Origin of the sequence: Maritimibacter sp. UBA3975 (genome assembly GCF_002384975.1) — a bacterium.
Taxonomy (GTDB): Bacteria; Pseudomonadota; Alphaproteobacteria; order Rhodobacterales; family Rhodobacteraceae; genus Maritimibacter.
This window is the reverse complement of the sequence record NZ_DGCP01000001.1, coordinates 38,164-60,780: the sequence shown is the minus strand read 5'-3', so window position 1 is coordinate 60,780 and position 22,617 is coordinate 38,164. Positions and strand designations below refer to the sequence as shown.

The 22,617-nt window shown below is 66.0% G+C and carries 18 protein-coding genes; 12 read left to right on the top strand and 6 right to left on the bottom strand.

Going from position 1 to position 22,617, the window contains the following annotated elements:
• The first annotated feature begins 62 nt into the window (after positions 1-62).
• The 3 genes from B2585_RS00255 to B2585_RS00245 are packed head-to-tail and all read left to right on the top strand — an operon-like array spanning position 63 to position 3,174.
• Positions 63-1,910 (top strand): ABC-F family ATP-binding cassette domain-containing protein, encoded by a 1,848-nt coding sequence (locus B2585_RS00255; RefSeq protein WP_292018990.1) that lies wholly within the window; start codon positions 63-65, stop codon positions 1,908-1,910.
• Between the two features lie 19 nt (positions 1,911-1,929).
• Positions 1,930-2,550: a MarC family protein gene (locus B2585_RS00250; RefSeq protein WP_292018992.1), complete on the top strand. Its 621-nt coding sequence runs from the start codon at positions 1,930-1,932 to the stop codon at positions 2,548-2,550.
• Positions 2,551-2,595: 45 nt separating this feature from the next.
• Positions 2,596-3,174 (top strand): retropepsin-like aspartic protease family protein, encoded by a 579-nt coding sequence (locus B2585_RS00245; protein ID WP_292018989.1) that lies wholly within the window; start codon positions 2,596-2,598, stop codon positions 3,172-3,174.
• A gap of 49 nt (positions 3,175-3,223) precedes the next feature.
• On the opposite strand, the gene B2585_RS00240 is transcribed toward B2585_RS00245, so the two are convergent.
• Together B2585_RS00240 and B2585_RS00235 are read right to left on the bottom strand one after the other, a co-directional pair.
• Positions 3,224-3,991, bottom strand: coding sequence for an SDR family NAD(P)-dependent oxidoreductase (locus B2585_RS00240; RefSeq protein ID WP_292018988.1), 768 nt, complete (start codon positions 3,989-3,991; stop codon positions 3,224-3,226).
• 106 nt (positions 3,992-4,097) lie between these two features.
• Positions 4,098-4,913, bottom strand: coding sequence for a metallophosphoesterase family protein (locus tag B2585_RS00235; protein ID WP_292018987.1), 816 nt, complete (start codon positions 4,911-4,913; stop codon positions 4,098-4,100).
• An 80-nt stretch (positions 4,914-4,993) separates the two neighbouring features.
• On the opposite strand from B2585_RS00235, the gene B2585_RS00230 reads away from it, so the two are divergent.
• The 3 genes from B2585_RS00230 to B2585_RS00220 all read left to right on the top strand — a co-directional run bounded on the left by B2585_RS00230 (position 4,994) and on the right by B2585_RS00220 (position 7,852).
• The gene (locus B2585_RS00230; protein WP_292018986.1) at positions 4,994-6,313 is read left to right on the top strand and encodes an HlyC/CorC family transporter; all 1,320 of its coding nucleotides are present in this window, start codon (positions 4,994-4,996) and stop codon (positions 6,311-6,313) included.
• 72 nt (positions 6,314-6,385) lie between these two features.
• Positions 6,386-7,156, top strand: a complete 771-nt coding sequence (locus B2585_RS00225; RefSeq protein WP_292018985.1) for a hypothetical protein — start codon at positions 6,386-6,388, stop codon at positions 7,154-7,156.
• A 63-nt stretch (positions 7,157-7,219) separates the two neighbouring features.
• Positions 7,220-7,852, top strand: a complete 633-nt coding sequence (locus tag B2585_RS00220; protein WP_292018984.1) for a M23 family metallopeptidase — start codon at positions 7,220-7,222, stop codon at positions 7,850-7,852.
• A gap of 22 nt (positions 7,853-7,874) precedes the next feature.
• Here B2585_RS00220 and B2585_RS00215 read toward each other — a convergent pair whose 3' ends face one another.
• A complete protein-coding gene (locus B2585_RS00215) occupies positions 7,875-9,431 on the bottom strand; it encodes a helicase HerA-like domain-containing protein (RefSeq protein WP_414674022.1) in 1,557 nt (518 codons plus the stop codon).
• Positions 9,432-9,960: 529 nt separating this feature from the next.
• Between B2585_RS00215 and B2585_RS00210 the strand changes: the two genes are divergently transcribed.
• Positions 9,961-10,659, top strand: coding sequence for an invasion associated locus B family protein (locus B2585_RS00210; RefSeq protein WP_292018983.1), 699 nt, complete (start codon positions 9,961-9,963; stop codon positions 10,657-10,659).
• A 60-nt stretch (positions 10,660-10,719) separates the two neighbouring features.
• On the opposite strand, the gene B2585_RS00205 is transcribed toward B2585_RS00210, so the two are convergent.
• From B2585_RS00205 to B2585_RS00195, 3 genes are all read right to left on the bottom strand, one after another.
• Complete coding sequence (locus tag B2585_RS00205) at positions 10,720-11,928, bottom strand: beta-ketoacyl-[acyl-carrier-protein] synthase family protein (protein WP_292018982.1); 1,209 nt, start codon at positions 11,926-11,928, stop codon at positions 10,720-10,722.
• A gap of 9 nt (positions 11,929-11,937) precedes the next feature.
• Positions 11,938-12,213, bottom strand: a complete 276-nt coding sequence (locus B2585_RS00200) for an acyl carrier protein (protein ID WP_292018981.1) — start codon at positions 12,211-12,213, stop codon at positions 11,938-11,940.
• Positions 12,214-12,335: 122 nt separating this feature from the next.
• Positions 12,336-13,952, bottom strand: coding sequence for a L,D-transpeptidase family protein (locus B2585_RS00195; RefSeq protein WP_292018980.1), 1,617 nt, complete (start codon positions 13,950-13,952; stop codon positions 12,336-12,338).
• A gap of 319 nt (positions 13,953-14,271) precedes the next feature.
• On the opposite strand from B2585_RS00195, the gene B2585_RS00190 reads away from it, so the two are divergent.
• The 5 genes from B2585_RS00190 (at position 14,272) to B2585_RS00170 (ending at position 22,613) form a co-directional block, all read left to right on the top strand.
• A complete protein-coding gene (locus tag B2585_RS00190; RefSeq protein ID WP_292018979.1) occupies positions 14,272-14,841 on the top strand; it encodes a YcbK family protein in 570 nt (189 codons plus the stop codon).
• Between the two features lie 127 nt (positions 14,842-14,968).
• On the top strand, positions 14,969-15,712 hold the full coding sequence (locus B2585_RS00185) for a glutamine amidotransferase (RefSeq protein WP_292018978.1): 744 nt from the start codon (positions 14,969-14,971) through the stop codon (positions 15,710-15,712).
• Positions 15,713-15,930: 218 nt separating this feature from the next.
• Complete coding sequence (locus B2585_RS00180; protein WP_292018977.1) at positions 15,931-19,287, top strand: DUF2126 domain-containing protein; 3,357 nt, start codon at positions 15,931-15,933, stop codon at positions 19,285-19,287.
• A 26-nt stretch (positions 19,288-19,313) separates the two neighbouring features.
• Entirely contained in the window at positions 19,314-21,728 is a 2,415-nt protein-coding gene (locus B2585_RS00175; protein ID WP_292018976.1) for a circularly permuted type 2 ATP-grasp protein, read from the top strand.
• Positions 21,729-21,731: 3 nt separating this feature from the next.
• On the top strand, positions 21,732-22,613 hold the full coding sequence (locus B2585_RS00170) for a transglutaminase family protein (RefSeq protein ID WP_292018975.1): 882 nt from the start codon (positions 21,732-21,734) through the stop codon (positions 22,611-22,613).
• Positions 22,614-22,617 lie beyond the last annotated feature (4 nt).

The window sequence follows — 22,617 nt, the reverse complement described above, 5'->3', positions numbered from 1 at the left end:
AGTATTTGCGGAACGAAGAAGGAGGAATTGACGCTGGTCCGGGGTTCGGGCAGTAGGCGGGCATGTTGAGGATCGACGATATCTCCTATTCGGTCGAGGGCCGCCCCCTGATCGACCATGCCTCCGCGGTCATCCCGGAGGGGCACAAGGTCGGGCTCGTGGGACGAAACGGCACCGGCAAGACGACCCTGTTCCGGCTGATCCGGGGCGAGCTCACGCTCGAGACCGGGAGCGTGTCCGTGCCGAGGGGCGCGCGGATCGGGGGCGTGGCGCAGGAAGCGCCGGCGAGCGACGTGTCGCTTCTCGACACCGTGCTGGCCGCGGATACCGAGCGCGCGGCCCTTATGGCCGAGTCCGACGGGGCCACAGATGGCGCGCGGATCGCAGAGATACAGGCGCGGCTTACCGACATTGACGCCTGGAGCGCGGAGGCGCGGGCGGCCTCGATCCTCAAGGGCCTTGGCTTCGACGATCCCGATCACGCGCGCCCCTGCTCGGATTTCTCGGGCGGCTGGCGGATGCGGGTGGCGCTGGCGGCGGTGCTGTTTTCTCAGCCGGAGCTGCTCCTGCTCGACGAACCGACCAACTACCTCGACCTCGAGGGGGCGCTGTGGCTGGAGAGCTACCTTGCGCGCTATCCCCACACGGTCATCGTGATTTCGCACGACCGGGGGCTGTTGAACCGTGCAGTGGGGTCGATCCTGCATCTGGAGGCCAAGAAGCTCACGCTCTACAAGGGCGGCTACGACACCTTTGCCGAGACGCGGGCGGCCCGGCTCGCCGTGGCGGAGGCCGAGAACCGCAAGAATGCGGCGCGGCGCGACCATCTTCAGAGTTTCGTGGACCGGTTCCGGGCCAAGGCCACCAAGGCGCGGCAGGCGCAGAGCCGGCTCAAGATGATCGAGAAGCTGAAATTCACCTCGACCCCGCAGGAAGCGGCGCTCAAGAAATTCACCTTCCCGGAGCCGGAGGAGTTGTCGCCGCCCATCGTCGCCATCGAGAGCGGGTCGGTGGGTTATGACGGCAAGGCGGTGCTGTCGAAGCTGAACCTGCGGATCGATCAGGACGACCGGATCGCGCTTCTGGGCAAGAACGGCGAAGGCAAGTCGACTTTGTCCAAGCTGATCTCGGGCCGTCTGCCCGAAATGGGCGGGCGCGTGACCACGGCCTCCAAGCTGCGCATCGGCTATTTCGCCCAGCACCAGATGGATGAGCTGTATCCGGACGAAACGCCCATCGAGCACCTGCGCCGATTGCGCCCGGACGAGACCCCTGCCCGCTTGCGCGCGCGCCTGTCGGGCTTCGGGCTGATGGCCGAGCAGGCCGAGACGGTGGTGGCACGGCTGTCGGGCGGGCAGAAGGCGCGGCTCACGCTCCTGATCGCCACCATCGACGCGCCGCACATGCTTATCCTCGACGAGCCGACCAACCACCTCGACATCGAGAGCCGCGAGGCGCTGGTGGAGGCGCTGACGGAATATACTGGCGCGGTCGTGCTGGTGAGCCATGACATGCACCTGCTGTCGCTGGTCGCGGACCGGCTCTGGCTGGTCAAGGGCGGCCGGGTGGAGCCGTTCGAAGAGGATCTGGAGGCCTATCGAAAGCTCCTGCTGTCCTCCGACAAACCCGCCAAGCCGGTAGAGGACAAGCCCAAGGCGAAGAAAGCCAGCCGGGACGAGGTGCTTGCGCTGCGCTCCGAGGTGCGCAAATGCGAGGCGCGGGTCGGGAAGCTCGAGGACATGCGCGGCAAGCTGGCCAAGAAACTCGCCGACCCGGACCTTTATGAGAAGTCAAAGGTGGGCGAGATGGAAGTCTGGCAGAAGAAATACGCCGAGGTGATGGAGGGGCTGGACCGGGCCGAGGCGCTGTGGCTCGCCGCTCAGGAAAAGCTCGACAAGGCGCAGGCGTGAGCGTCAGGGTTCTTCCATGATGGACGCGCTTCTGCCGGCATTCGTCACGTTATTCGTGATCATCGACCCCATCGGGCTCGCCCCGGTGTTTCTTGCGCTGACCAAGGACATGACGGGCGGGCATCGCCGGGCCGTGGCGCTGCGCGCGGTGTTGGTGGCGGCGGTGATCCTGACGGTCTTCGGGCTGGCGGGACAGGCCGTGCTCGACCTCTTCGGGATTTCGATGGCCGCATTTCGCATCGCAGGCGGGGCGCTGTTGTTCCTGACCGCGCTCGACATGCTGTTCGAGCGGCGCAAGCAGCGGCGTGAGAGCCAGTCGGAGGCCTCCGTGCTCGACCCTGCCGACGATCCGAGTGTCTTCCCCCTTGCCATGCCGCTCATCTCCGGTCCCGGCGCGATGGCGACGATGATCCTGCTCATGGGCGAGACGGACGAGGTGATGGGCAAGCTGACGATCATCGGTGTGATGGTGGCCGTGCTGGTCTGCGTCTTCGCCTTCTTCGTCGCCGCGGGCGCTTTGGGCCGCCACCTGAAGGAAACCGGGATCAGCGTGGTGACGCGGCTTCTGGGGATGTTGCTGGCCGCGCTTGCGATCCAGTTCATGATCGACGGGCTGGCGCAGACCGGGCTGTTCGGCTGATCCGGCGCATGGAAACCGGCGCGCGCCGTTCCTATCTTGAGAGTCATGGATAGTTACGATCTTGGCCGCCTCACCTACCTCGTCCTGCTCGCCGCCGCCGTGGGTGGGTCGTTCTTCATGATGAACAAGGCAAGCTGGGGCAAGAGCCTGCAACAACTCGCGATCTGGGCGCTGATCTTCGTAGGCGCCATCGGGGCCTATGGGCTTTGGAACGACATCAGCCGCGATGTGCTGCCACGCCAGTCGGTCGTGAGCCAAGGGGTCGTGGAGGTGCCGCGCCGACCGGACGGGCATTTCTATCTCACCCTCGACGTGGGCGGCACGCCGGTCGATTTCGTCGTGGACACGGGCGCGAGTCAGGTGGTTCTGACGATGGAGGATGCTGCTCGGATCGGGATCGACCCAGAGGACCTCGATTTCATCGGAACCGCGATGACGGCCAACGGCGAAGTCCGCACGGCCCCCGTCACGGTGGACGAGATGGTTCTGGGCGATGTGACCGAGCGTAACGTGCGCGTCTATGTGAACGAGGGCATGATGGACATGTCGCTTCTCGGCATGACCTATCTCAGCCGGTTCGAGCGGATCGAGATCGCGGACGACATGCTGATCCTGACCCGCTGACGAAAAAGGCCGCCCAGAGGCGGCCTTTCGGTCTGTTGTGTCGCGGCGCTTATTTCGGTGCCATGCGGATCGCGCCGTCGAGCCGGATCACTTCGCCGTTCAGCATCGAGTTCTCGGCAATATGCTTGGCGAGTGCCGCGTATTCGGCGGGCTGGCCGAGGCGCGAGGGGAACGGGACCTGCTGGCCGAGGCTGTCCTGCGCTTCCTGCGGGAGCCCTTCCATCATCGGAGTGATGAAGAGACCAGGCGCGATGGTGCAGACGCGGATGCCGTCCTTGGCGAGTTCGCGCGCCATTGGCAGGGTCAGGCCGACCACCGCACCTTTCGAGGCGGAATAGGCCACCTGCCCGATCTGCCCGTCGAACGCCGCGACCGAGGCGGTGTTGATGATGACCCCGCGCTCGCCGTCATCGGTCAGCGGGTCGGCGGCCATCATGCCGAGCGCGGATTGCGACGCGCAGTAGAAGGTGCCGGCGGTGTTGACCATCAGCGTCTTGGCGAAAGCATTGGGGTCGTGAACGACGCCGCGCGACACGGCCTTGCCGATGGTGCCGATGCCCGCGCAGTTCACCATCATTCGCTCTTGACCGTTCTTGGCGCGCACCGTTTCGAAACCGGCGGTGACGCTGTCGGGGTCGGACACGTCGACCCTGGCGAAGGCACCGCCGAGCTCTTCGGCGAGCTTGGTGCCGGCCTCTTCGTTCAGGTCGAAAAGCCCGACCGGCGCACCGGCTTCGGCCATGGCGCGTGCGACAGCGGCCCCGAGGCCCGAGGCACCGCCGGTGATGACGACAGGTGTGTCCTTGGAAATCTGCATGTGATCCTCCCGTTGGAATTTGTCGATTGGGTATCAGCGCGGTCCGGGGGGCGCAACGGAAAGGGTATGCGGTATCACCATCACACCAAAGTTACGCAACGTCGGCTCAGGCGACGGTCAGGCCCCGGCGCATCTCGAAGGGCAGGATTTCCTCGGACGGCCAGAGACCGGTTTCGAGCGCGCGGTCATAGCCTTGCGTGAGCCCGGCCCGGCGCATGGCCGCCACCGTGGAAGTGGGGTCGTAGGACAGGCGCAGGATATGGGCGCCGGTCGCGTCGAGGCGCACATATTGCCCGCCCGGCACGCCGTTGTTGGGCGGCATCCCGATGGCGCCCGCATTAACCCAGTGACGCCCGGCCACCACACGCTGAAAGGCCAAACCGCAGTGACCGGCGATGATGCCATCGACGGGGCCGACATGGCCCTCGATCGCGGCGACCTCCTCGGCAAATTCGGGCTGGCGCGACACGGGCCAGAGAAAGCGCGCGATGTCGGTCGCGCCGCCGTGGATCACCGCGTAGCGCCGCGCGCCGTGGATGAAGACAGCCAAGTCCGGCAGCGCGTCCATCCAGTTTCGGGTGCCCGGCGACAGGGTGGCGCGTGCGTGATCCCACCAGGGTCTGGCCATCCGGTCGCAGGCCGAACCCGTCGCGAAGCCGCAGCCGCACGCGTCGGCTTCGGCCGCGAGCTGGCGCTCGACGTTGCCCGCCACCACGGACCAGCCCAGACGCCGCACGGCATCCGCGCAGGCTTCGCCTTCGGCACAATACCCGGCGAGGTCACCCGTGGCGATCACGTTGCCCGCAGAAATGCCCGCCGCATCGACCGCGTCGCGCAGCGCGCGCAGGGCCGAAAGGTTCCCCAACGCGCCGCCCCACAGGACCACGGGGCCGTCGAGACGGCCCAGATCGGCGATATTCATGCAGTCCTCCCTGACACGCCCACTTGAAACAGGCGCTTGGCGTGATCATAACACGTTCATTCCAAAGAGATGCAAACACAATGACCCCTGCCGACACGGGCACCATGCTCGACACCGCTTTCTGGACGAGTGCCGGCGCGATCCTGCTCCTCCTCGTTCTCTCCGGCTTTTTCTCCGGTTCCGAGACGGCGCTCACCGCCGCCTCCCGGGGGAAGCTGCGCGCCAAGGCCGACAAGGGCGACAAGTCAGCCGAACGTGCGCTCAACATCACCGAGGATAACGAGCGACTGATCGGGTCGGTCCTGCTCGGCAACAACTTCGTCAACATCCTCGCCTCGGCGCTGGCGACGGCCCTGTTCACCCGGCTTCTGGGCGACAGTGGCGTGGCCTATGCCACCATCGTGATGACGCTCCTCGTCCTGATCTTCGCCGAGGTGCTGCCCAAGACCTATGCCATCACCCGGCCCGAAGAGGCGGCGAGCTTCGTCTCGGCGCCGATCCGGCTCGTCATCCTCGTCCTCGCGCCCATCGTGAGTCTTGTGCGGGGTCTCGTGCGGCTGATCCTGCGCGCCTTCGGGGTGCAGACAGATCCGGACGGTCAGATCCTCGCCGTGCGCGAAGAGATCGCGGGCGCCATTTCGCTGGGCCACCATGAGGGGGCCGTGGAGAAGGAGGACCGCGACCGGCTGTTGGGCGCGCTCGACCTGGGCGACCGGACGGTGGAAGAGATCATGCTTCACCGCAGCCAGATCGAGATGATCGACGCGGCCCGGCCCGCGACCGAAATCCTCGAACAAGCGCTGTCCTCACCCCACACGCGGCTCCCGATCTTTCGCGACGAGCAGGAAAACATCGTGGGTGTCATCCACGCCAAGGACCTGAGCCGCGCCATGTATGCCGCCGGTCAGGCGGCGGGTGAGACCGGGCGCACCGAAGCGTTCGAGACCTTCGACATCCTGAGCGTGGCGATGAAGCCCTACTTCATCCCCGAGACTACGACGCTCGACGACCAGATGCGCGAGTTCCTGAAACGCCAGACGCACTTTGCGCTGGTGGTGGACGAGTATGGCGCTTTGCAGGGTCTCATCACGCTCGAGGACATCCTCGAAGAGATCGTGGGCGAGATCACGGACGAATTCGACACGTCCGATCCCGGCGACCTGCGGCTTCTGTCCGACGGGGCCTATTCGGTCGATGGCGGCATGACCATCCGTGACCTCAACCGTGCGAATGACTGGCAGTTGCCGGATGATGAGGCCAATACGGTCGCGGGTCTCGTCATCCATGAAGCACAGACGATCCCCGCCGAGGGGCAGGTGTTTTCCTTTCACGGCTTCCGCTTCGAGGTGACGAAACGGATCGACAACCGGATCGCACGGCTGAAAATCCGGAGGCTGTAGCGACCGGTTTACGCAGGGTCGGCCCTTTCATGTGCGCGTGTCGCCCCTAACTCTGTGCAAACGGAGGACGACATGCGCGAACGGATCATCGACTGTGGAAATGGCTTCTGGAACATCCGGGGGTCGTTCAAGATCGGCGGGCTGATACAGATCGGCACGCAGGCCTCGCTGGTGCGGCTGGGCGACGGGCGTTTCGTCATGCTCGACAGCTACACCCTCTCGCCCGACCTTCTGGCGGAGGTCGACGCGATCACTGGCGGGCGGGAGAAGATCACGGCGGTCCTGAACCTCCATCCGTTCCACACGCTTCACAGCGAGGCGATGCATCGCGACTTTCCCGACGCGGCGCATTTTGGCACGCCGCGCCATCTGCGGCTGTTTCCAAAGCTGACATGGGGCGCGCTCACGACCGACGACCCGATCCTGTGGGAGCGGTTCGCGCCCGACCTCGAGTTCAGCACGCCTGAGGGGGTCGAGCTGATCCCCGATAATGAGCGCATCCACTGCGGCTCGATCCTCGCCTATCACCGGCCCAGCCGGACGATCCATGTGGACGACACGTTCAACTACCGCCCGCCGAAATCTGAGGGCAAATCGGGCAAGCTCGGGGTGCATCCGACGCTCTCGATGGCTCTGGAGAAACGTGCAGGCGCGGCTCAGGCCTTTCGAGACTGGGGTGCCGGGCTCGTCGCGCGCTGGGAGGATGCCGAACGGCTGTGCGCGGCGCATTCTGGTGTGCTGTCGCCCGAGCGACTGGGGGCGGATTCCATGCGCGGTGCACTGGTCTCGGCGCTGGCAGGGGCCGAGAAGAAGCTCGACCGGCACGCGCGCAAACACGGCTGAGCCCTATGCGTGGAGTGCCGTTCATGCTATGTTAACCATGTGGTTCATTCACTTGGGGATGGTATGCGGCGCCTGTGCTCCGCTTTCGGAATCGCCGTAACGCTATCGGGCTGTATGGGCGGCGGCTATGGCACCGCTGTGGCCTACTTGCCCCATGTCACGCCGAAGATATCGGTCACGATGCCTTCGAACGCCCCGCCGATCTCGCAACAATTCATGCCGCTTACGCGGAACGGCGGGCCCGGCCACATGGGCCTCGACGTTGCTGCCGCGACCGGCACGCCCGTGCTCGCCGCCGCGCCGGGGCGCGTGTCGAGCAGCCGGTTCGAGCCGGTTTATGGCAATCGGATCGTCGTTGAGCATGGTCTCGACGCCACCGGGCGGAAGGTTCAGACGCTGTATTTCCACCTCGACAGCCGTGCCGTTGCGGTCGGGGCAAGGGTGGCGCGTGGCCAACAGATCGGCACACTGGGCGAGACCGGCCTTCTGTCGTCCTTTCCGCATCTTCACTTCGAATACCACCGCGAAGAGTCCCCCGGAGCGCGGGTGCAGGCTGGCGACAATTGGTGGCAGGGAATGGTTCAAGAGGACCCCAACCGGAATTGGGTGGGCGGACCGGGCCGGGTCGCCTGCTACACCGGGCAGCGGGCCGCGCGGGACAAGATCACCTATCCCGTCGCCTGCGCCCGGCGCTAGCCGCGCCTCGCGCAGAACGCGTTCAGCGCCCCTTGAACACGGTCCCGAAGATACCGCGCACGATACGTCGGCCCGTGGTGCCCTTGAGCTCCTTGATGACGACCTTCGCCACCTCTTCTCCAAATGTCCCGCCGCGCGACTTGCTTGCCGGGCTTGATCCGCCAGAGGACCGGCCCCCGTCGTAGCGGCGGGCATTGGCGAACTCGCGCTCCGGCTCCGGGGCTTGCGTTTCGCGTGCTTCGGCGGCCTCAGCTTCTTTCGCCGCCGCTTCGGCCCGCGCAGCAAGCATTTCCGCCGCCGACTCCCGATCAATCTCGGTCTCGTACTTGCCCGCGACCGGGGAGGCGTCGATGACCGCCTTGCGCGTGGCAGGGTCGATGGCCCCGAGGAACGAGGACGGCGGGCGGATGAGCGTGCGTTCCACCACGCCCGGCGCGCCCTTTGATTCCAGGGTCGAGGTCACCGCCTCGCCGACACCCACGTCGCGGATCGCGTCCTCGGTCGAGAAGCGCGGGTTTTCGCGGTAGGTTTCGGCCGCGTGGCGCAGGTTCTTTCGGTCGCGCGCGGTAAAGGCGCGCAGGGCGTGCTGAACGCGGTTGCCCAATTGGCCCAGCACGTCCTCGGGCACGTCTGCCGGGTTCTGGGTGACGAAGTAGACGCCAACGCCCTTGGAGCGGATGAGCCGCGCCACCTGCTCCACCTTGTCAATCAGCGCCTTGGGCGCGTCGTCGAACAGAAGGTGCGCTTCGTCGAAGAAGAAGACGAGCCGCGGTTTGTCCGGGTCGCCCACCTCGGGCAATTCTTCGAACAATTCCGACAGGAGCCACAGCAGGAAGGTGGCGTAGAGCTTGGGCGAGGCCATGAGCTTGTCGGCCGCGAGGATCGAGATGCGCCCCTGCCCGTTCGGGTCCGTGCGCATGATGTCGGCAAGCTCCAGCGCCGGTTCCCCGAAAAGACGCTCACCGCCCTGGTTTTCGAGCACGAGCAGCGCGCGCTGGATAGCGCCGACCGAGGACGTAGCCACGTTACCATAGCGCAGGCTCAGGTCCTCGGAGTTCTGGCCGACCCAGACGAGGAGCGCTTGAAGGTCCTCGAGATCGAGGAGCGGCATCCCCTGTTCATCTGCCACACGGAAGGCGATGTTGAGCACACCCTCCTGCACATCCGTCAGGTCGAGTAGGCGCGAGAGCAGGAGCGGACCCATCTCGCTCACCGTCGTGCGGATCGGATGCCCCTGTTCGCCATAAAGATCCCAGAACGTGACCGGAAACGCCTCGTAAGTGTAATCGTCGAAGCCGATCAGCCCCGCGCGTTTCTGGAATGCCTCATGGAGCTTGTGGCCCTCGGTCATGGTCGCGGCAAGGCCCGACAGGTCACCCTTCACGTCCGAGACGAAGACCGGCACGCCCGCCTTGGAAAAGCCCTCCGAAAGGATTTGCAGCGTCACCGTCTTCCCGGTCCCGGTCGCGCCCGCGACGAGACCGTGGCGGTTCGCATATTTCAGGAGCAACCCCTGCTTGACGGCGTAATCCTCACCCCCGCCACCGAGAAACACCGCGCCGTCCAGACCACCTACCATGCCCGCATCCCGTCCTCATCCATGCAACGTCCGCGCCGACAATACATTCTTAACCGTTTCCTGCCAGAGTGAATGGCATCCGGGGGCATGTCCAAACGTCTCCCGGATGACTTCCTCCCTGTCAGACTGCCGCGCTCTTCGGAGCGCGGTTTTTTTCTGGCGACCCGGAGCCGCCCGGCGCCCGCAGATATCGCGCGCTCGCAGCGTGATTCATCAGCATTCGTTGAGCTTCGGGCGCGATGCATCACGTCTTGTTTTGTCACCGATCACCAATCACGATTGGCCTGTTGACGGGTCTCACTTTTCGACGTAGCGTCCCCTCCATAAGTCGGCCAGTCCGACAGGGAGAATAAACAAAACGGAAAGGGGTTCGCTCACGCGGGCCCTTTTTCTATTGGGTTTGACCCTGTCGCGCCCGCTCCCGCGGATGGGCGGAAACCCGCGCCTTGAGAAAATGGGGCTGACCTTGCCTGCGGCTCATGTTAGTGGGTCCTTCGAAAACTCCGCACGGAAAGACAGGGAAACCAACATGGCAGAGATCCTGAAACCCCTTGGCCTCGCAGCGCTGATCGCCTTCGGCGGCGCGGCCTTTGCGCAGGACAGCGACACGACCACCGAAGCGCCGGCCGAAGAGGCCCCGGCGGCTGAGGAGGCCCCGGCGACCGGGGACGCTCCCGCAGCCTCCCCCGATCTCGACATGGGCGAAACGGTGGGCGAAGACGCCGCGCCGCAGGTCGAGACCTATGTGGATGGCGTGTTCGACGATTGGCAACGCGAATGCCTGCGCATTCCCGGCAACGAGGGCCCGGCCCCGTGCCAGATCACCCAGTTCCTGCGTGAAGAGCCTGAGGGCGCCCCGGTCGGCAAGGTGTCGATCGGAAAACTGCCCGAGGGCAGCGAGGCGAACGCAGGCTCCATGATCATCGTGCCGCTGGGCGTTCTGCTGACGCAGCAGATGACCGTCGGCGTCGACAGCGCTGCGCCCAAGCGGTATCCGTTCCGCTTCTGCGACCCGAACGGTTGCGTGGCCCAGATCGGCTATACCGCCGATGAGATCGCCGCGTTCAAGGCCGGTGTCGAAGCGACACTGACCGTCGTACCGGTGGCTGCGCCGGACCAGAAGGTCGAGCTTCCCGTTTCGCTCGCGGGCTTCACCGCAGCCTGGGACTCGCTGGAACGCCCGGTCGCACCGCAGAACACCTCGCCGGCTGCCGACGCCGCGCAGTAAGCGACACGGCAGAGACATTTGGACCGCCGCGCCCCACCAGGCGCGGCGGTTTTTTCTTTGTCAGGGGGTCGTGAGTGCGAGGACCGCGTTCATGCCCCCGAACGCGAAAGCGTTGGAGAGGGCGGCGGCGACCCGCGCTGGACGGGCAGCGCCCGAGACGATGTCGAGGTCGCAGGCGGGATCGGCTTCGCGCAGTCCGGCCGTGGGCGCGATGACGCCTTCGCGCAGCGCGAGCAGGCAGGCAAGCAGTTCCACGGCGCCAGCCCCCCCGATCAGGTGACCATGCAGCGACTTGGTCGATGACACAGCAACGCCATCCGCCGCAGCGCCGAACGCCTGACGGATCGCGGCACATTCCGTCCGGTCGTTCGCCGCCGTCCCGGTCCCGTGTGCGTTGATATAGCCGATGTCGCCGGGCGCGAGCCCTGCATCACGCAGCGCGCCGGTCATGGCCGCCGCCGCCCCATCGCGGTCCGGCATGACGATGTCCCGCGCGTCCGAGGTCATCGCGCTTCCCGCCAAGTTGGCGAGGACCTGCGCGCCGCGCGCCCGCGCGTGCTCCTCGGCCTCGAGCACGAAGACCGCCGCGCCCTCGCCCTGCACCATGCCGTCGCGGGTGGCGCAGAACGGGCGGCAGCCTGTGGGAGACATGACGCGAAGCCCCTCCCACGCCTTCAGGCCGCCAAAGGTCAGCATCGCTTCCGTCCCGCCGGTGAGCATGACATCCGCCTGCCCGGCCCGGATCATCGCAGCCGCCTGTCCGATAGCGTGGTTCGACGATGCGCAGGCGGAGGAGACGGTGAAGGACGGGCCGGTAAAGCCGAATTCCATCGTGAGATGCGCGCTCGGGGCGTTGCCCATGAGGCGGGGAACGGTGAAGGGGTGGACGCGGTTGCGCCCGCCCTCATACACCGCGCGGAAACCGTCGTCCTGCGTGGTCATGCCGCCGCCGGAATTGCCCAGGATCACACCGGCGCGGGGGGACAAGGCCGGGTCACGCCCAAGACCCGCCTGCCCCGTCGCCTCACGCCCGGCGACGAGCGCGAACTGGCTGAACCGGTCGAGCAGGCCCAACCGCTGCGGATCGAAATGCGCCGACGGGTCGAAGCCCGCCACGGCGGCCCCGATTGGATGGGCGAGCCTGTGGACGTCGGGAATGTCGAGCGGTCCGATGGCCACGCGCCCGGCGCGCATAGCGTCCCACGTTCCGGCGACGGTCGCGCCCAGCGGGTTGATCGTCCCCGCGCCCGTGATGACGACCCGGCGCATGGTGCGGCGTCAGGCGGCTTTGCTGGACACCAGCCCCCGCACCGCCTCGACGACGGAGCCGACGGTGGTGAGATCCATCCCGCCCGCCTCGGGCGCGTTCGCGTTGAATGGCACGGAGACGTCGAACGTCTCCTCGACCGCGAAGATCGTCTCGACGAGTCCCATGCTGTCGATCCCCAGCGCCTCGAGCTGGTCCTCTGGCACAAGGTCGGCAGCGTCGCGCACAGCCTGACGCGCGAGGATCGCGATCACGGTGCGCTCGATATCGTCTGTGCGGTCGGTCATGGTCGCCCCATCCTGTCTCAATTCCCACGACCGTGCCACCGAAATGAAACGCTTGCACGTCCGCGCAAGAAAAAACCGGCGCGGAGGTATCCACGCCGGTTCGAGCTGTCGTCAGGACAGGATCAGCTGTCGAGCATCCGCAGGTTCACACCCGTCGATTGCAGCGCCGCCCAGATGCGGGCGTCCCGACCATACATGTCGCGGCGGAAGTTCATCTCGCCCCGCGTGTCGGTGAAGGCCGTGCGGTAGACGAGGTGCACCGGCACCGGTTCTTCAAGCTTCACTTCTGTTTCCTGCCCGGTGTTGAGCACCGAATGGAAGAGCTCCTTGGGGTCGTCCGACTGCGGCGCGAGCATCGTGTAGGCGAACTCGAACGGCTGTTGGAGCCGGATGCAGCCATGGCTGAACATCCGCGTCTCGCGGTTAAACAGGCTCTTGGACGGTGTGTCATGCAGGTAGATGTTGTAGCGGTTCGGGAACATGAACTTCACGAGCCCGAGCGCATTGCCCCGCCCCGGCGGCTGGCGCATGTTGAACGGGAAGTTGCGCGCCGAGTACTGCGAGAAGTCGGTGGCCCGGCTGACGGTCCGCCCCCGCGCATCGGTGATGAGAAGGTGCCCGGCCGCGCCCGAATTGCGCTGCAACGCCGGGAGGTATTCGCTCACGATGATCGACCGCGGGATATACCATGACGGGTTGATGACCATGTGCTCCATCACGTCCGAGAACTCGGGCGTGCGGTGGGTGGAGAGGTCCTGCCCCACCACGGAGCGGGTTTCGAAGGTCACCTTGCCGCCGTCCACGACGCGAGCCGTGTAGGTCGTCAGGTTCACCCAGATGTAGCGGTCACCCCGGTCGATGTTCATCCAGCGCTCGCGCTCCATCGCGACGATGATGGATTGAAGACGGTCTTCGACAGGTGCGTTGATCGCCGAAATGGTGTCGCCACCGGCCACGCCGTCGGCCGTCAGCCCGTGGTTGGTCTGGAAGTTCTGGACCGCGCGCTGAATGTTCTCGTCGTAGGCCTGGGTCGCGGAGCGATCCATGTAACCCATGGCGACAAGCCGGTTGCGCAGGTCGATGACCGCCTGCCCCTGATCACCGGGCTTGAGCGAGCCGGCCTGAACCGTCGTGCCCCAGCCGCCTTCGGCGCGCACACGCTCCAGCCGGAGTTTCTCACGCATCAGACGGGCGTATTCGGCCGATTTCGGCGGCAGCGTGCGCAGGAAGGGCGCGGGCTCGGCTTCGGAGAAAGACTTGAGGAGTTCCGTGCGGTCGCGCAGCGGCACCTCGCGCTTGATCCCGTCGTCGACATTGGCCGGCGTGAGGATGCCGGTCTGGATCTGGCGGGCGTAGGTGAGGAACAGGCGCGACAGCTCCACTTCGACGCGGCCCAGGTCGCGCGGGCTGTCGATGCCCCGCATCTGACGCTCGAGCGCGGCGGTGTCATAGGCTTCGGCCGGGAGGCCGTGGTCGTCGGCGTGCTGGATCGCCTGGAACAGCGCGGTGATCCGCGCCTGATGTTCGTCCGAGCCGGAGGTCCAGATCGGTTCGTAGTCATTGTCGCGATAGAACGCCGCAATGTCCTCGTCGTTGGAGGCCGCCTCGGCGATCGCCTGCGCGAAGGTCGAAATCTGGATTTGCGCCTGAACCGGCGCGACGGTCGTCAGTGTCGCGGGCGCGGCCAGCGCGACGGACAGAAGGAGTGGGCGGAATAGCCGTGGCAGCATGCGTGTCATCAAGGTCCCCGAAGTCAAAGCGTTACTTCCCTAACTCAGGACTTTGCCACAGGGTCCATTACAGGGAAATCACAAAGCCGACAGGTGATGTCCTGGTCGCCATCTTCCTTGGGGGGTGCGACATCTTGGGCACGCTTTAACGGCCTGTTTGGGGTTTTCAGCAAAAATCTGCCCAAACCCCTTGATTCGTTCCCGGTGGCAACAAACCGGGCTTGGCCCACGAATCGAGTTGTGTCATATTCCCCTCATCGCCTGGGGACGAATGGCGAATTTCCCGCTGAACGAAGCGGGTTGGCAAGAAACTGGGACGTTTGGGACAATGACTATGTCGAGCTCCAATGGCATGAGCCGCCGTGCTCTGCTGGGTATTTTCGCGGCGACCGCAGTGACCGCGGCACCGACTTTCTCCAAGGCTGCAGGCTTTCTTCGCGGGTCCGGCGACGTCCGGCGACTTGCGATGTATGCGGGCCGCACCGGCGAAAGCATCAACACGATCTACTGGATCGAAGGCGAGTACATCAAGGAAGCGCTGGCCGAGATAAACTACTTCATGCGTGACGCGCGCGTCGATCAGCAAAAGGCGATCGACACCCGCACGCTGGACATCATGGCCGCCTCGCATTCGCTTCTGGATGCGCAGGAACCTTACATGATGCTGTCGGGCTACCGCTCGCCGCAGACCAACGCGATGTTGCGCTCACGCTCACGCGGGGTCGCCAAGAACTCGCTCCACCTCAAGGGTCAGGCTGCTGACCTGCGGCTGAACTCGCGTTCGGTTCACCAGATCTACAAGGCGGCCTCGGCCTGCAAGGCGGGTGGCGTCGGCAAATATTCCGGGTCGAACTTCGTGCATATGGATTGCGGTCAGGTCCGCTCCTGGGGCAGCTGAGCGACCCCGAAACGCGAACAAGGAAACGCCCCGGCCCATGCGCCGGGGCTTCTTTTTGGGCCGGAAGCCGGGGGCGCGACGCATTGCACGATGGACGCGAGGCGCGGCGCGGGCTAATCGGCGCCCCATGAAACCGTTCCTCATCCTGCAACTCCGGCCCGAAGCACCGGCGGCGGACGACGAATTCGCCGCGATTTGCGCCAAGGGCAGGCTTCCGGCCGAGGCCACCCACCGCGTACGGCTCGATTGCGAGTCCCTTCCCGCCGATCTGGACCTTGACGACTATTCCGGCGTGATCGTCGGCGGGGGGCCGGGCTGCGTCTCGGACACGCCCGAGACAAAGGACCCGGTGGAAAAGCGGATTGAGGACGCGGTGATGTCCCTCATGCCAGAGATCACGACGCGCGACATTCCCTACCTCGGGTGCTGCTATGGTATTGGTGTTTTGGGCCATCACCTCGCCCCCGGATCGGTGTCCAAGGCGCGCTTCGGTGAGCCGGTGGGCGCGACGACCTGCACTCTTACGGAGGCCGGACGCGCGGACCCGCTGCTCGACGGCGTGCCTGACAGCTTCCGCGCCTTCGTCGGACATAAGGAGGCGCTGCAACACCTGCCCGACGGGGTGATCCACCTCGCCGCGTCCGACCCGTGCCCGTTCCAGATGGTGCGCTATGGCGCGAATGTCTACGCGACACAGTTCCACCCGGAGCTGGACGCCGACGGCCTTGAAACACGGATCGGCATCTACCGTCACCGGGGCTATTTCGCACCGGAGGAAGCCGACGACCTGATCGCGGCGGGCCATGCCGAAAGCGTTACCGCGCCGGCGAAGGTTCTGGAGAATTTCGTGGACCGGTTTCGGTCTGAGTGAACTTCCTCATGCCCTGCAATGGGTTGCCAGATTACCTTCAGGCAATACATCAGGCCCGGGACTTCCGTAGCCCTCACGTCGCCTCACCCGGAATTGCCTGATTATTGAGCATACGGCGCGCATTTGACAAGAATCTCCACCCCCGCGCCGTATCGGGGTTTCGTCGCCCGCCTCATCGCCTATCCTGATCCTCGCAGGACAAAGGAGCAGGCCCCCGCATGGCGATCCACGCAAGCATCTATCACCTGACGCATTACACTTATGACCGCCCGGTCACACTGGGCCCGCAGATCATCCGCCTGCGACCGGCGCCGCATTCGCGCACCCGGGTCATTTCGCATTCGCTGAAGGTGTCGCCCGGCGGGCATTTCGTGAACCACCAGCAAGACCCGTACGGCAACTGGCTGGCGCGGTTCGTCTTTCCGGAACCGGTGCGCGAATTCAAGATCGAGGTCGACCTTGTGGCCGACATGTCGGTCTACAACCCGTTCGACTTCTTCGTCGAGGAGGACGCGACCCAGTGGCCGTTCGATTATCCGGCGGACCTGACCGAAGACCTCGTGATCTACCGCACGCCGGAGCCGGAGGGGCCGCGGCTGGCCAAGTTCATCGGCGGGCTGAACCTTGACGAGAAACGCACGGTCGATTTCCTAGTCGGGTTGAACGCGACGATTGCGAACCATGTCGAGTACACGATCCGAATGGAGCCGGGCGTGCAGACCCCGGACGAGACATTGGAGAAAGGCTACGGGTCCTGCCGCGATTCAAGCTGGCTTCTGGTGCAGGTGCTTCGCCATCTCGGCTTCGCGGCGCGGTTCGTCTCGGGCTACCTGATTCAGCTGGAGCCGGACCTGAAGTCGCTGGATGGGCCGTCGGGGACCGATCATGACTTCACCGACCTGCACGCCTGGTGCGAGGTCTTCCTGCCCGGCGCGGGCTGGGTTGGACTGGACCCGACGTCCGGTTTGCTGACGGGCGAGAGCCACATACCGCTGGCGGCCACGCCGCATTACCGTAACGCGGCGCCGATCTCGGGCGGCTACTCGTCGGCGGGCGCGCCGGAGGTGACCTTCGATTTCGACATGCAGATCAAGCGCGTGTCGGAGCATCCGCGTATCACCAAGCCCTTCTCGGACGAGGCCTGGGATCGGCTGAACACCCTCGGACGCAAAGTCGACGCGAGCCTGGAGGCGAATGACGTGCGGCTCACGATGGGGGGTGAGCCAACCTTCGTCTCGATCGACGATTTCGAAAGCGAGGAATGGAACACGGCAGCCGTGGGGCCACAGAAGCGGGAACTGGCCGACCAGTTGATCCGCCGCCTGCGCGGCCGTTTCGCGCCCGGGGGATTCCTCCACTATGGACAAGGCAAGTGGTATCCGGGCGAAAGCCTGCCGCGCTGGACCTTCTCGCTCTATTGGCGACGCGATGAGAAACCGATCTGGCGCGACGAGAGCCTGATCGCTGCCGAGGGCGACGATACCGGCGCAGGCCCGGACGAGGCGGGCAGGCTTTTGACCGGGATCGCGCAGCGGCTGGGTCTGGGCGAAGAGTTCACCCACCCGGTGTATGAAGACCCGGCGGAATGGATGCTGAAAGAGGGCAGTCTGCCCCCCAACGTCACGCCGGAAGACAACAAGCTCAAGGACCCCGAGGCGCGCAACCGCTTCGTGCGGGTCTTCGACCGGGGGCTCGAGACGGCAGTGGGCTACGTCATGCCGATCCAGCGCTGGCAGTCGAAAGCGACCGGGTCGAAGTGGCTGTCCGAGGTTTGGAAGACACGGCGCGGCAAGCTCTACCTCGTGCCCGGCGACAGTCCGGCGGGCTTCCGTCTGCCACTGGGCGCCCTGCCCCATGTGCCGCCGTCTCAGTATCCTTATCACTATGTGACGGATACGTCGGTGGACCGCGAAGACCTTCCGGATTTTCACGATGTGGTGTCGCGGCGCGTGCCGGAGACGAGCGCGGAGCACACGCAGCCTGTATCTGAGGCGCAGAGCTCCGAGCCGGGACAGGCGATCGTGGAGCAGGACCTCAATTCCGTGGACGGCGTGGTGCGCACCGCCATCTCGGTCGAGCCGCGTGACGGGCGCCTGTGTGTCTTCATGCCGCCGACCGAGGGAGTCGACGACTACCTCGAACTCGTGGCGGCGGCGGAGGAATCCGCGCGTGAGCTGGGCCTTCCGATCCATATCGAGGGCTACCAGCCGCCGCATGATCCGCGCCTGAATGTCATCCGCGTCGCCCCGGACCCGGGCGTGATCGAGGTGAACATCCACCCGGCCCACAGCTGGGACGATTGCGTGGCCACGACCGAAGCGATCTATGAAGAGGCGCGCCAGTGCCGGCTCGGCGCGGACAAGTTCATGATCGACGGGCGACACACCGGCACCGGCGGGGGCAATCACGTCGTCGTTGGGGGCGAGTCGCTCAACAACAGCCCGTTCCTGCGCCGCCCCGACCTGCTCAAGTCCCTGATCCTGATCTGGCAGCGCCATCCGAGCCTGAGCTACCTGTTCTCGGGCCTGTTCATCGGCCCGACGTCGCAGGCCCCACGGATCGACGAGGCGCGACACGACACGCTTTATGAGCTGGAGATCGCGCTGAGCCAGATCCCCGCGCCGGGCAAGGGCGCGATGCCGCCGCCGTGGCTTGTGGACCGGCTCCTGCGCAACATGATGACGGATGTGACGGGCAATACGCACCGGGCGGAAATCTGTATCGACAAGCTGTTCTCGCCGGATGGCCCCACCGGGCGGCTGGGCCTCGTGGAATTCCGGGGATTCGAGATGCCGCCGCACCCGCGCATGTCGCTGGCGCAACAACTCCTCCTGCGCGCCATCATCGCGCGCTGCTGGGATGCGCCGGTGGAGGGCAAGCCGGTGCGCTGGGGCACGGTGCTCCACGACCGGTTCATGATGCCGCATTTCCTGTGGGAAGATTTCCTCGACCTGCTGGCCGACCTGTCGCGCCACGGCTTCGACCTGGACCCCGTGTGGTTCGAGGCACAGGCGGAGTTCCGGTTCCCGTTCTGCGGCGAGGTCGAGGCCGAGGGCGTGAAGCTGGAGATCCGCCAGGCGCTCGAGCCCTGGCACGTTCTTGGCGAGACCGGCGCGATCGGGGGCACCGTGCGCTACACCGACAGCTCGGTCGAGCGGCTACAGGTCAAGCTGACCTCGCTGCATCAGGACCGGTACCGCGTGATGTGTAATCGTCGCCCCGTGCCGCTCACCCGTTCGGGCACGTCGGGCGCATCTGTCGGCGCGGTGCGCTACAAGGCCTGGCAACCGGCCGAGGCGCTGCACCCGACCCTGCCCGTCAACGCGCCGCTGGTGTTCGACATCTACGACGACTGGACCGGCCACGCGCTCGCCGGATGCAGGTATCACGTCGCACATCCGGGCGGGCGCAATTACGATACGTTCCCTGTGAACGGCAACGAGGCGGAGGCGCGCAGGCTCGCGCGGTTCGAGCCGCATGGTCACACCCCATCGGCCTATCGCCCGGAACCGGAGAGCCCCCACCCGGAGTTTCCGAATACGCTTGACCTGCGCCGCCCCGTGGGGCTCGTGTAGGCACCCAAGGTAACGCGGGACGGAAGATGGAGCACAAGGCCGAGACCCGTGAGGGTCTCCCGTATCTTGACGGCTACGCGCCTCAGTCGGGCGTGTCGGACGAACTGTTCGACGCGACAGGCCGGATGCGTCCCGTGTGGCAGCCCTTCGTCGATGCCTTCACCGGGCTCTCGCGGGCCGAGATCGCGGGCCGGTTCGAGCGCGGCAATCAGTATCTGCGCGATGCAGGCGTCTACTTCCGGCAGTATTCCAACGAGCCGTTGCAGGAGCGGGAATGGCCGTTGAGCCATGTCCCGGTCGTGCTGCATGAGACCGAGTGGGAGACGATCTGCGCGGGCCTCGCCCAACGGGCGGACCTGCTGGAAGCGGTCATGGCCGACCTTTACGGCCCCGGACGACTGGTGGCGGAGGGGCACCTGCCCGTCGACCTCGTGGCTGAAAGCGACCATTGGCTTCTGCCGATGGTTGGCGTGCCACCCGCGGGCGGGCATTACCTCCATGTCCTCGCCTTCGAAATCGGGCGCTCGCCGGACGGGTCGTGGTTCGTGCTGGGCGACCGCACGCAGGCACCGTCGGGCGCGGGATTTGCGCTGGAAAACCGGATGGCGACGAGCCGGATGTTTCCCGAGAGCTTCTCGAATGACCGGATCCACCGGCTCGCGGGGTTTTTCAACGACTTTCGCGGTGCGCTGGACCGGCTCGCAACCGGGCCGGACGGCCAGCCCCGTCGCACGGGTATCCTGACGCCGGGACCGGCGAATGACGCTTATTTCGAGCACACCTACATCGCGCGGTATCTGGGCCTCATGCTGCTGGAGGGCGAGGACCTGACGGTGCAGAACGGTCAGGCGATGGTGCGCACCATCGAGGGGCCAGAGCCTGTGGGCGCGTTGTGGCGGCGGATCGACGGTCAGTTCGCGGACCCGCTGGAGTTTGACCCCGATAGCCGCATCGGCACGCCGGGTCTTATGGAATCGGTCGCAACCGGCAACCTCGCGCTCGCCAATGCGTTGGGCTCCGGCGTGCTTGAGGCGCGCGCCATGATGGCGTTCCTGCCGCGCATCTCCCGCGTGCTGACGGGCAAGCCGCTCTCCATTCCCAATATCGCAACGTGGTGGTGCGGGGCTGCGAAGGAACGCGATTATGTGCGCGCCAATGCAGGACGGATGGTGATCGGCCCCGCCGGCGCGGTCGACCTGCCGTTCGACTGGTCCTCGGCCTCGGTCGTGGCGGGCACGCTGCGCGACACGGCGCGCGGGTCGCTCGACGAACTGCTGGCGACGGAAGGCGCGACGCTCGTGGGGCAGGAGGCGGTGAATCTGTCGACTACGCCGGCCTGGGTTGGCGACGGCGACACGGGCGCGCTTCGGCCCAGCCCCATGACGGTCCGGGTCTTCGCCACGCGCACACCTGAGGGCTGGCGCTTCATGAAGGGCGGCTATGCCCGGATCGGGCCAGAGGGCGATGCGGCCGCACTGGCCATGCAACGCGGCGGCACGGTCGCAGATGTCTGGATTGCCGCCGATGCGCCGGTGCCGCAACCGACGCTCGACGCGGCCCCTGCCACGTTCCGGCGCCAACGCTCGGGCACCCTGCCCTCACGCGCGGCCGACAACCTGTTCTGGCTCGGCCGTTACATGGAACGGTGCGAAGACCTCATCCGCCTCGTGCGCGCCTATCACCTGCGCCTCGCCACGATGGAAGGACCGGACGATCCGCGCTTGAAGCTGATCCTGAATTACACGGCCCCCTTCGGTGCGGATGCAACACAGGCGATGCCCGATGCACTGCTCGCGCGACTGTCGGCAGCGCAGGATTGCGCCTCCAAGATCCGCGACAGGTTCTCGATGGACGGCTGGCACGCGCTCCGGGATTTGTCGCAGACCATGCGCGAAATGCAGGGCACGACCCGGCCCGGCGACGACGCCGCCCGCGCGATGAGTGTACTCTTGCGCAAGATCACCGGATTCAACGGGCTCGTGCATGAAAACATGTATCGCTTCGCCGGATGGCGGTTCCTGTCGCTGGGTCGGGCCATCGAACGGGCGGACGGGCTGGTGGCCATGCTCGCCACCTTCACCGACGAGGCCGCGCCTGCCGGGGCTCTCGACGTGGCCGTCGAGGTGGCCGACAGCGTCATGACCCATCAGCGCCGTTACCGGGTCAACACGAACCGCGAAACCGTGGTCGATCTTCTGGCGCTCGACGCCGACAACCCGCGCGCGGTCCTGTTCCAGATCGCCGAGTTGGAGCGGCTGGCGGCCGGATTGCCCAAGGCGACCGAGGTGGGCCGTCCCGGCCCGCTTTTGCGCCAGATCCTGCCGCTGAAGGCGCGGCTGGAAGTGGCCGACCCCGCCGATATCACGCCCGAGGTCTTTGCCGGCCTGCGGGCCGAGTTCGCCGCGATCTCGGGCCAGATCGCCCTGACTTACCTGCGCTGACCCATGCTCTACGACGTCAAGCTCCGCATCGCCTACGCCTATACGAGCCCGTCGGACAAGACGCGGCTGGTGGTGCGCCTGCTGCCCAACACCATACCCGGTACGCAGGATGTGCTGTCGCGGCTCCTGACCTTCGACCCGGTTCCCGCTGAGAGACGTGAGCGCGTGGATTTCTTTGGAAACACGATGACGACGGCGGTGTGGCATCATCCGATGCAGGCGCTCACGATTGACCTCGCCGCCCGGTTCGACCGCAAGCCGCAGCCGAAACTGCTGGATTTCTCGCCCCCTGTCGGGGCCATCGGGGCCGAGATCGCCAGTCGCCGCAGCCTCGCCTCCTACGCACCGCAGCATTTCACCGCCGCTTCGCGCCGGGCCGGGCCCGATCCGTCGATGACCGCCTTCGCGCGCGACCATATCGGCCCTGAGATGACGACCTTTCAGGCCATCGAGGCCATCGGGCGGGCGCTTTACACAGAAATGCGGTTCGATGCGTCGGCCACCGACGTCGGCACGCCCGCGCAGGAGGCTTTCGCAAACCGTCACGGCGTGTGCCAGGACTTCAGCCACGTCATGATCTCATGCCTGCGCGGCGTGGGCATTCCGGCAGGCTATGTCTCGGGCTTTCTGCGCACGTTGCCGCCACCGGGCCAGCCCCGGCTCGAAGGGGCCGACGCGATGCACGCCTGGGTTCGGGCCTGGGCGGGGAATGAGCTGGGCTGGATCGAGTACGACCCCACGAACGCGCAATTTGCAGGCGGAGATTACGTCACTGTGGCCTGGGGCCGCGACTACGACGATGTTTCCCCCGTTCGCGGGGCGGTGCGGGCGGCCGGAGGTCAGACGAGCACGCAGGCCGTGGACGTCATTCCAATCGGGGCGTGATCCC

What these genes read in the sequence shown, in the direction of transcription:
- B2585_RS00200 (WP_292018981.1), bottom strand. Translation starts at nt 12,213, where the DNA reads ATGACCGACCGCACAGACGATATCGAGCGCACCGTGATCGCGATCCTC.
- B2585_RS00240 (WP_292018988.1), bottom strand. Translation starts at nt 3,991, where the DNA reads ATGCAGATTTCCAAGGACACACCTGTCGTCATCACCGGCGGTGCCTCG.
- B2585_RS00195 (WP_292018980.1), bottom strand. Translation starts at nt 13,952, where the DNA reads ATGACACGCATGCTGCCACGGCTATTCCGCCCACTCCTTCTGTCCGTC.
- B2585_RS00190 (WP_292018979.1), top strand. Translation starts at nt 14,272, where the DNA reads ATGACTATGTCGAGCTCCAATGGCATGAGCCGCCGTGCTCTGCTGGGT.
- B2585_RS00220 (WP_292018984.1), top strand. Translation starts at nt 7,220, where the DNA reads ATGCGGCGCCTGTGCTCCGCTTTCGGAATCGCCGTAACGCTATCGGGC.
- B2585_RS00235 (WP_292018987.1), bottom strand. Translation starts at nt 4,913, where the DNA reads ATGAATATCGCCGATCTGGGCCGTCTCGACGGCCCCGTGGTCCTGTGG.
- B2585_RS00210 (WP_292018983.1), top strand. Translation starts at nt 9,961, where the DNA reads ATGGCAGAGATCCTGAAACCCCTTGGCCTCGCAGCGCTGATCGCCTTC.
- B2585_RS00225 (WP_292018985.1), top strand. Translation starts at nt 6,386, where the DNA reads ATGCGCGAACGGATCATCGACTGTGGAAATGGCTTCTGGAACATCCGG.
- B2585_RS00245 (WP_292018989.1), top strand. Translation starts at nt 2,596, where the DNA reads ATGGATAGTTACGATCTTGGCCGCCTCACCTACCTCGTCCTGCTCGCC.
- B2585_RS00185 (WP_292018978.1), top strand. Translation starts at nt 14,969, where the DNA reads ATGAAACCGTTCCTCATCCTGCAACTCCGGCCCGAAGCACCGGCGGCG.
- B2585_RS00170 (WP_292018975.1), top strand. Translation starts at nt 21,732, where the DNA reads ATGCTCTACGACGTCAAGCTCCGCATCGCCTACGCCTATACGAGCCCG.
- B2585_RS00230 (WP_292018986.1), top strand. Translation starts at nt 4,994, where the DNA reads ATGACCCCTGCCGACACGGGCACCATGCTCGACACCGCTTTCTGGACG.
- B2585_RS00175 (WP_292018976.1), top strand. Translation starts at nt 19,314, where the DNA reads ATGGAGCACAAGGCCGAGACCCGTGAGGGTCTCCCGTATCTTGACGGC.
- B2585_RS00180 (WP_292018977.1), top strand. Translation starts at nt 15,931, where the DNA reads ATGGCGATCCACGCAAGCATCTATCACCTGACGCATTACACTTATGAC.
- B2585_RS00250 (WP_292018992.1), top strand. Translation starts at nt 1,930, where the DNA reads ATGGACGCGCTTCTGCCGGCATTCGTCACGTTATTCGTGATCATCGAC.
- B2585_RS00255 (WP_292018990.1), top strand. Translation starts at nt 63, where the DNA reads ATGTTGAGGATCGACGATATCTCCTATTCGGTCGAGGGCCGCCCCCTG.
- B2585_RS00205 (WP_292018982.1), bottom strand. Translation starts at nt 11,928, where the DNA reads ATGCGCCGGGTCGTCATCACGGGCGCGGGGACGATCAACCCGCTGGGC.
- B2585_RS00215 (WP_414674022.1), bottom strand. Translation starts at nt 9,431, where the DNA reads ATGGTAGGTGGTCTGGACGGCGCGGTGTTTCTCGGTGGCGGGGGTGAG.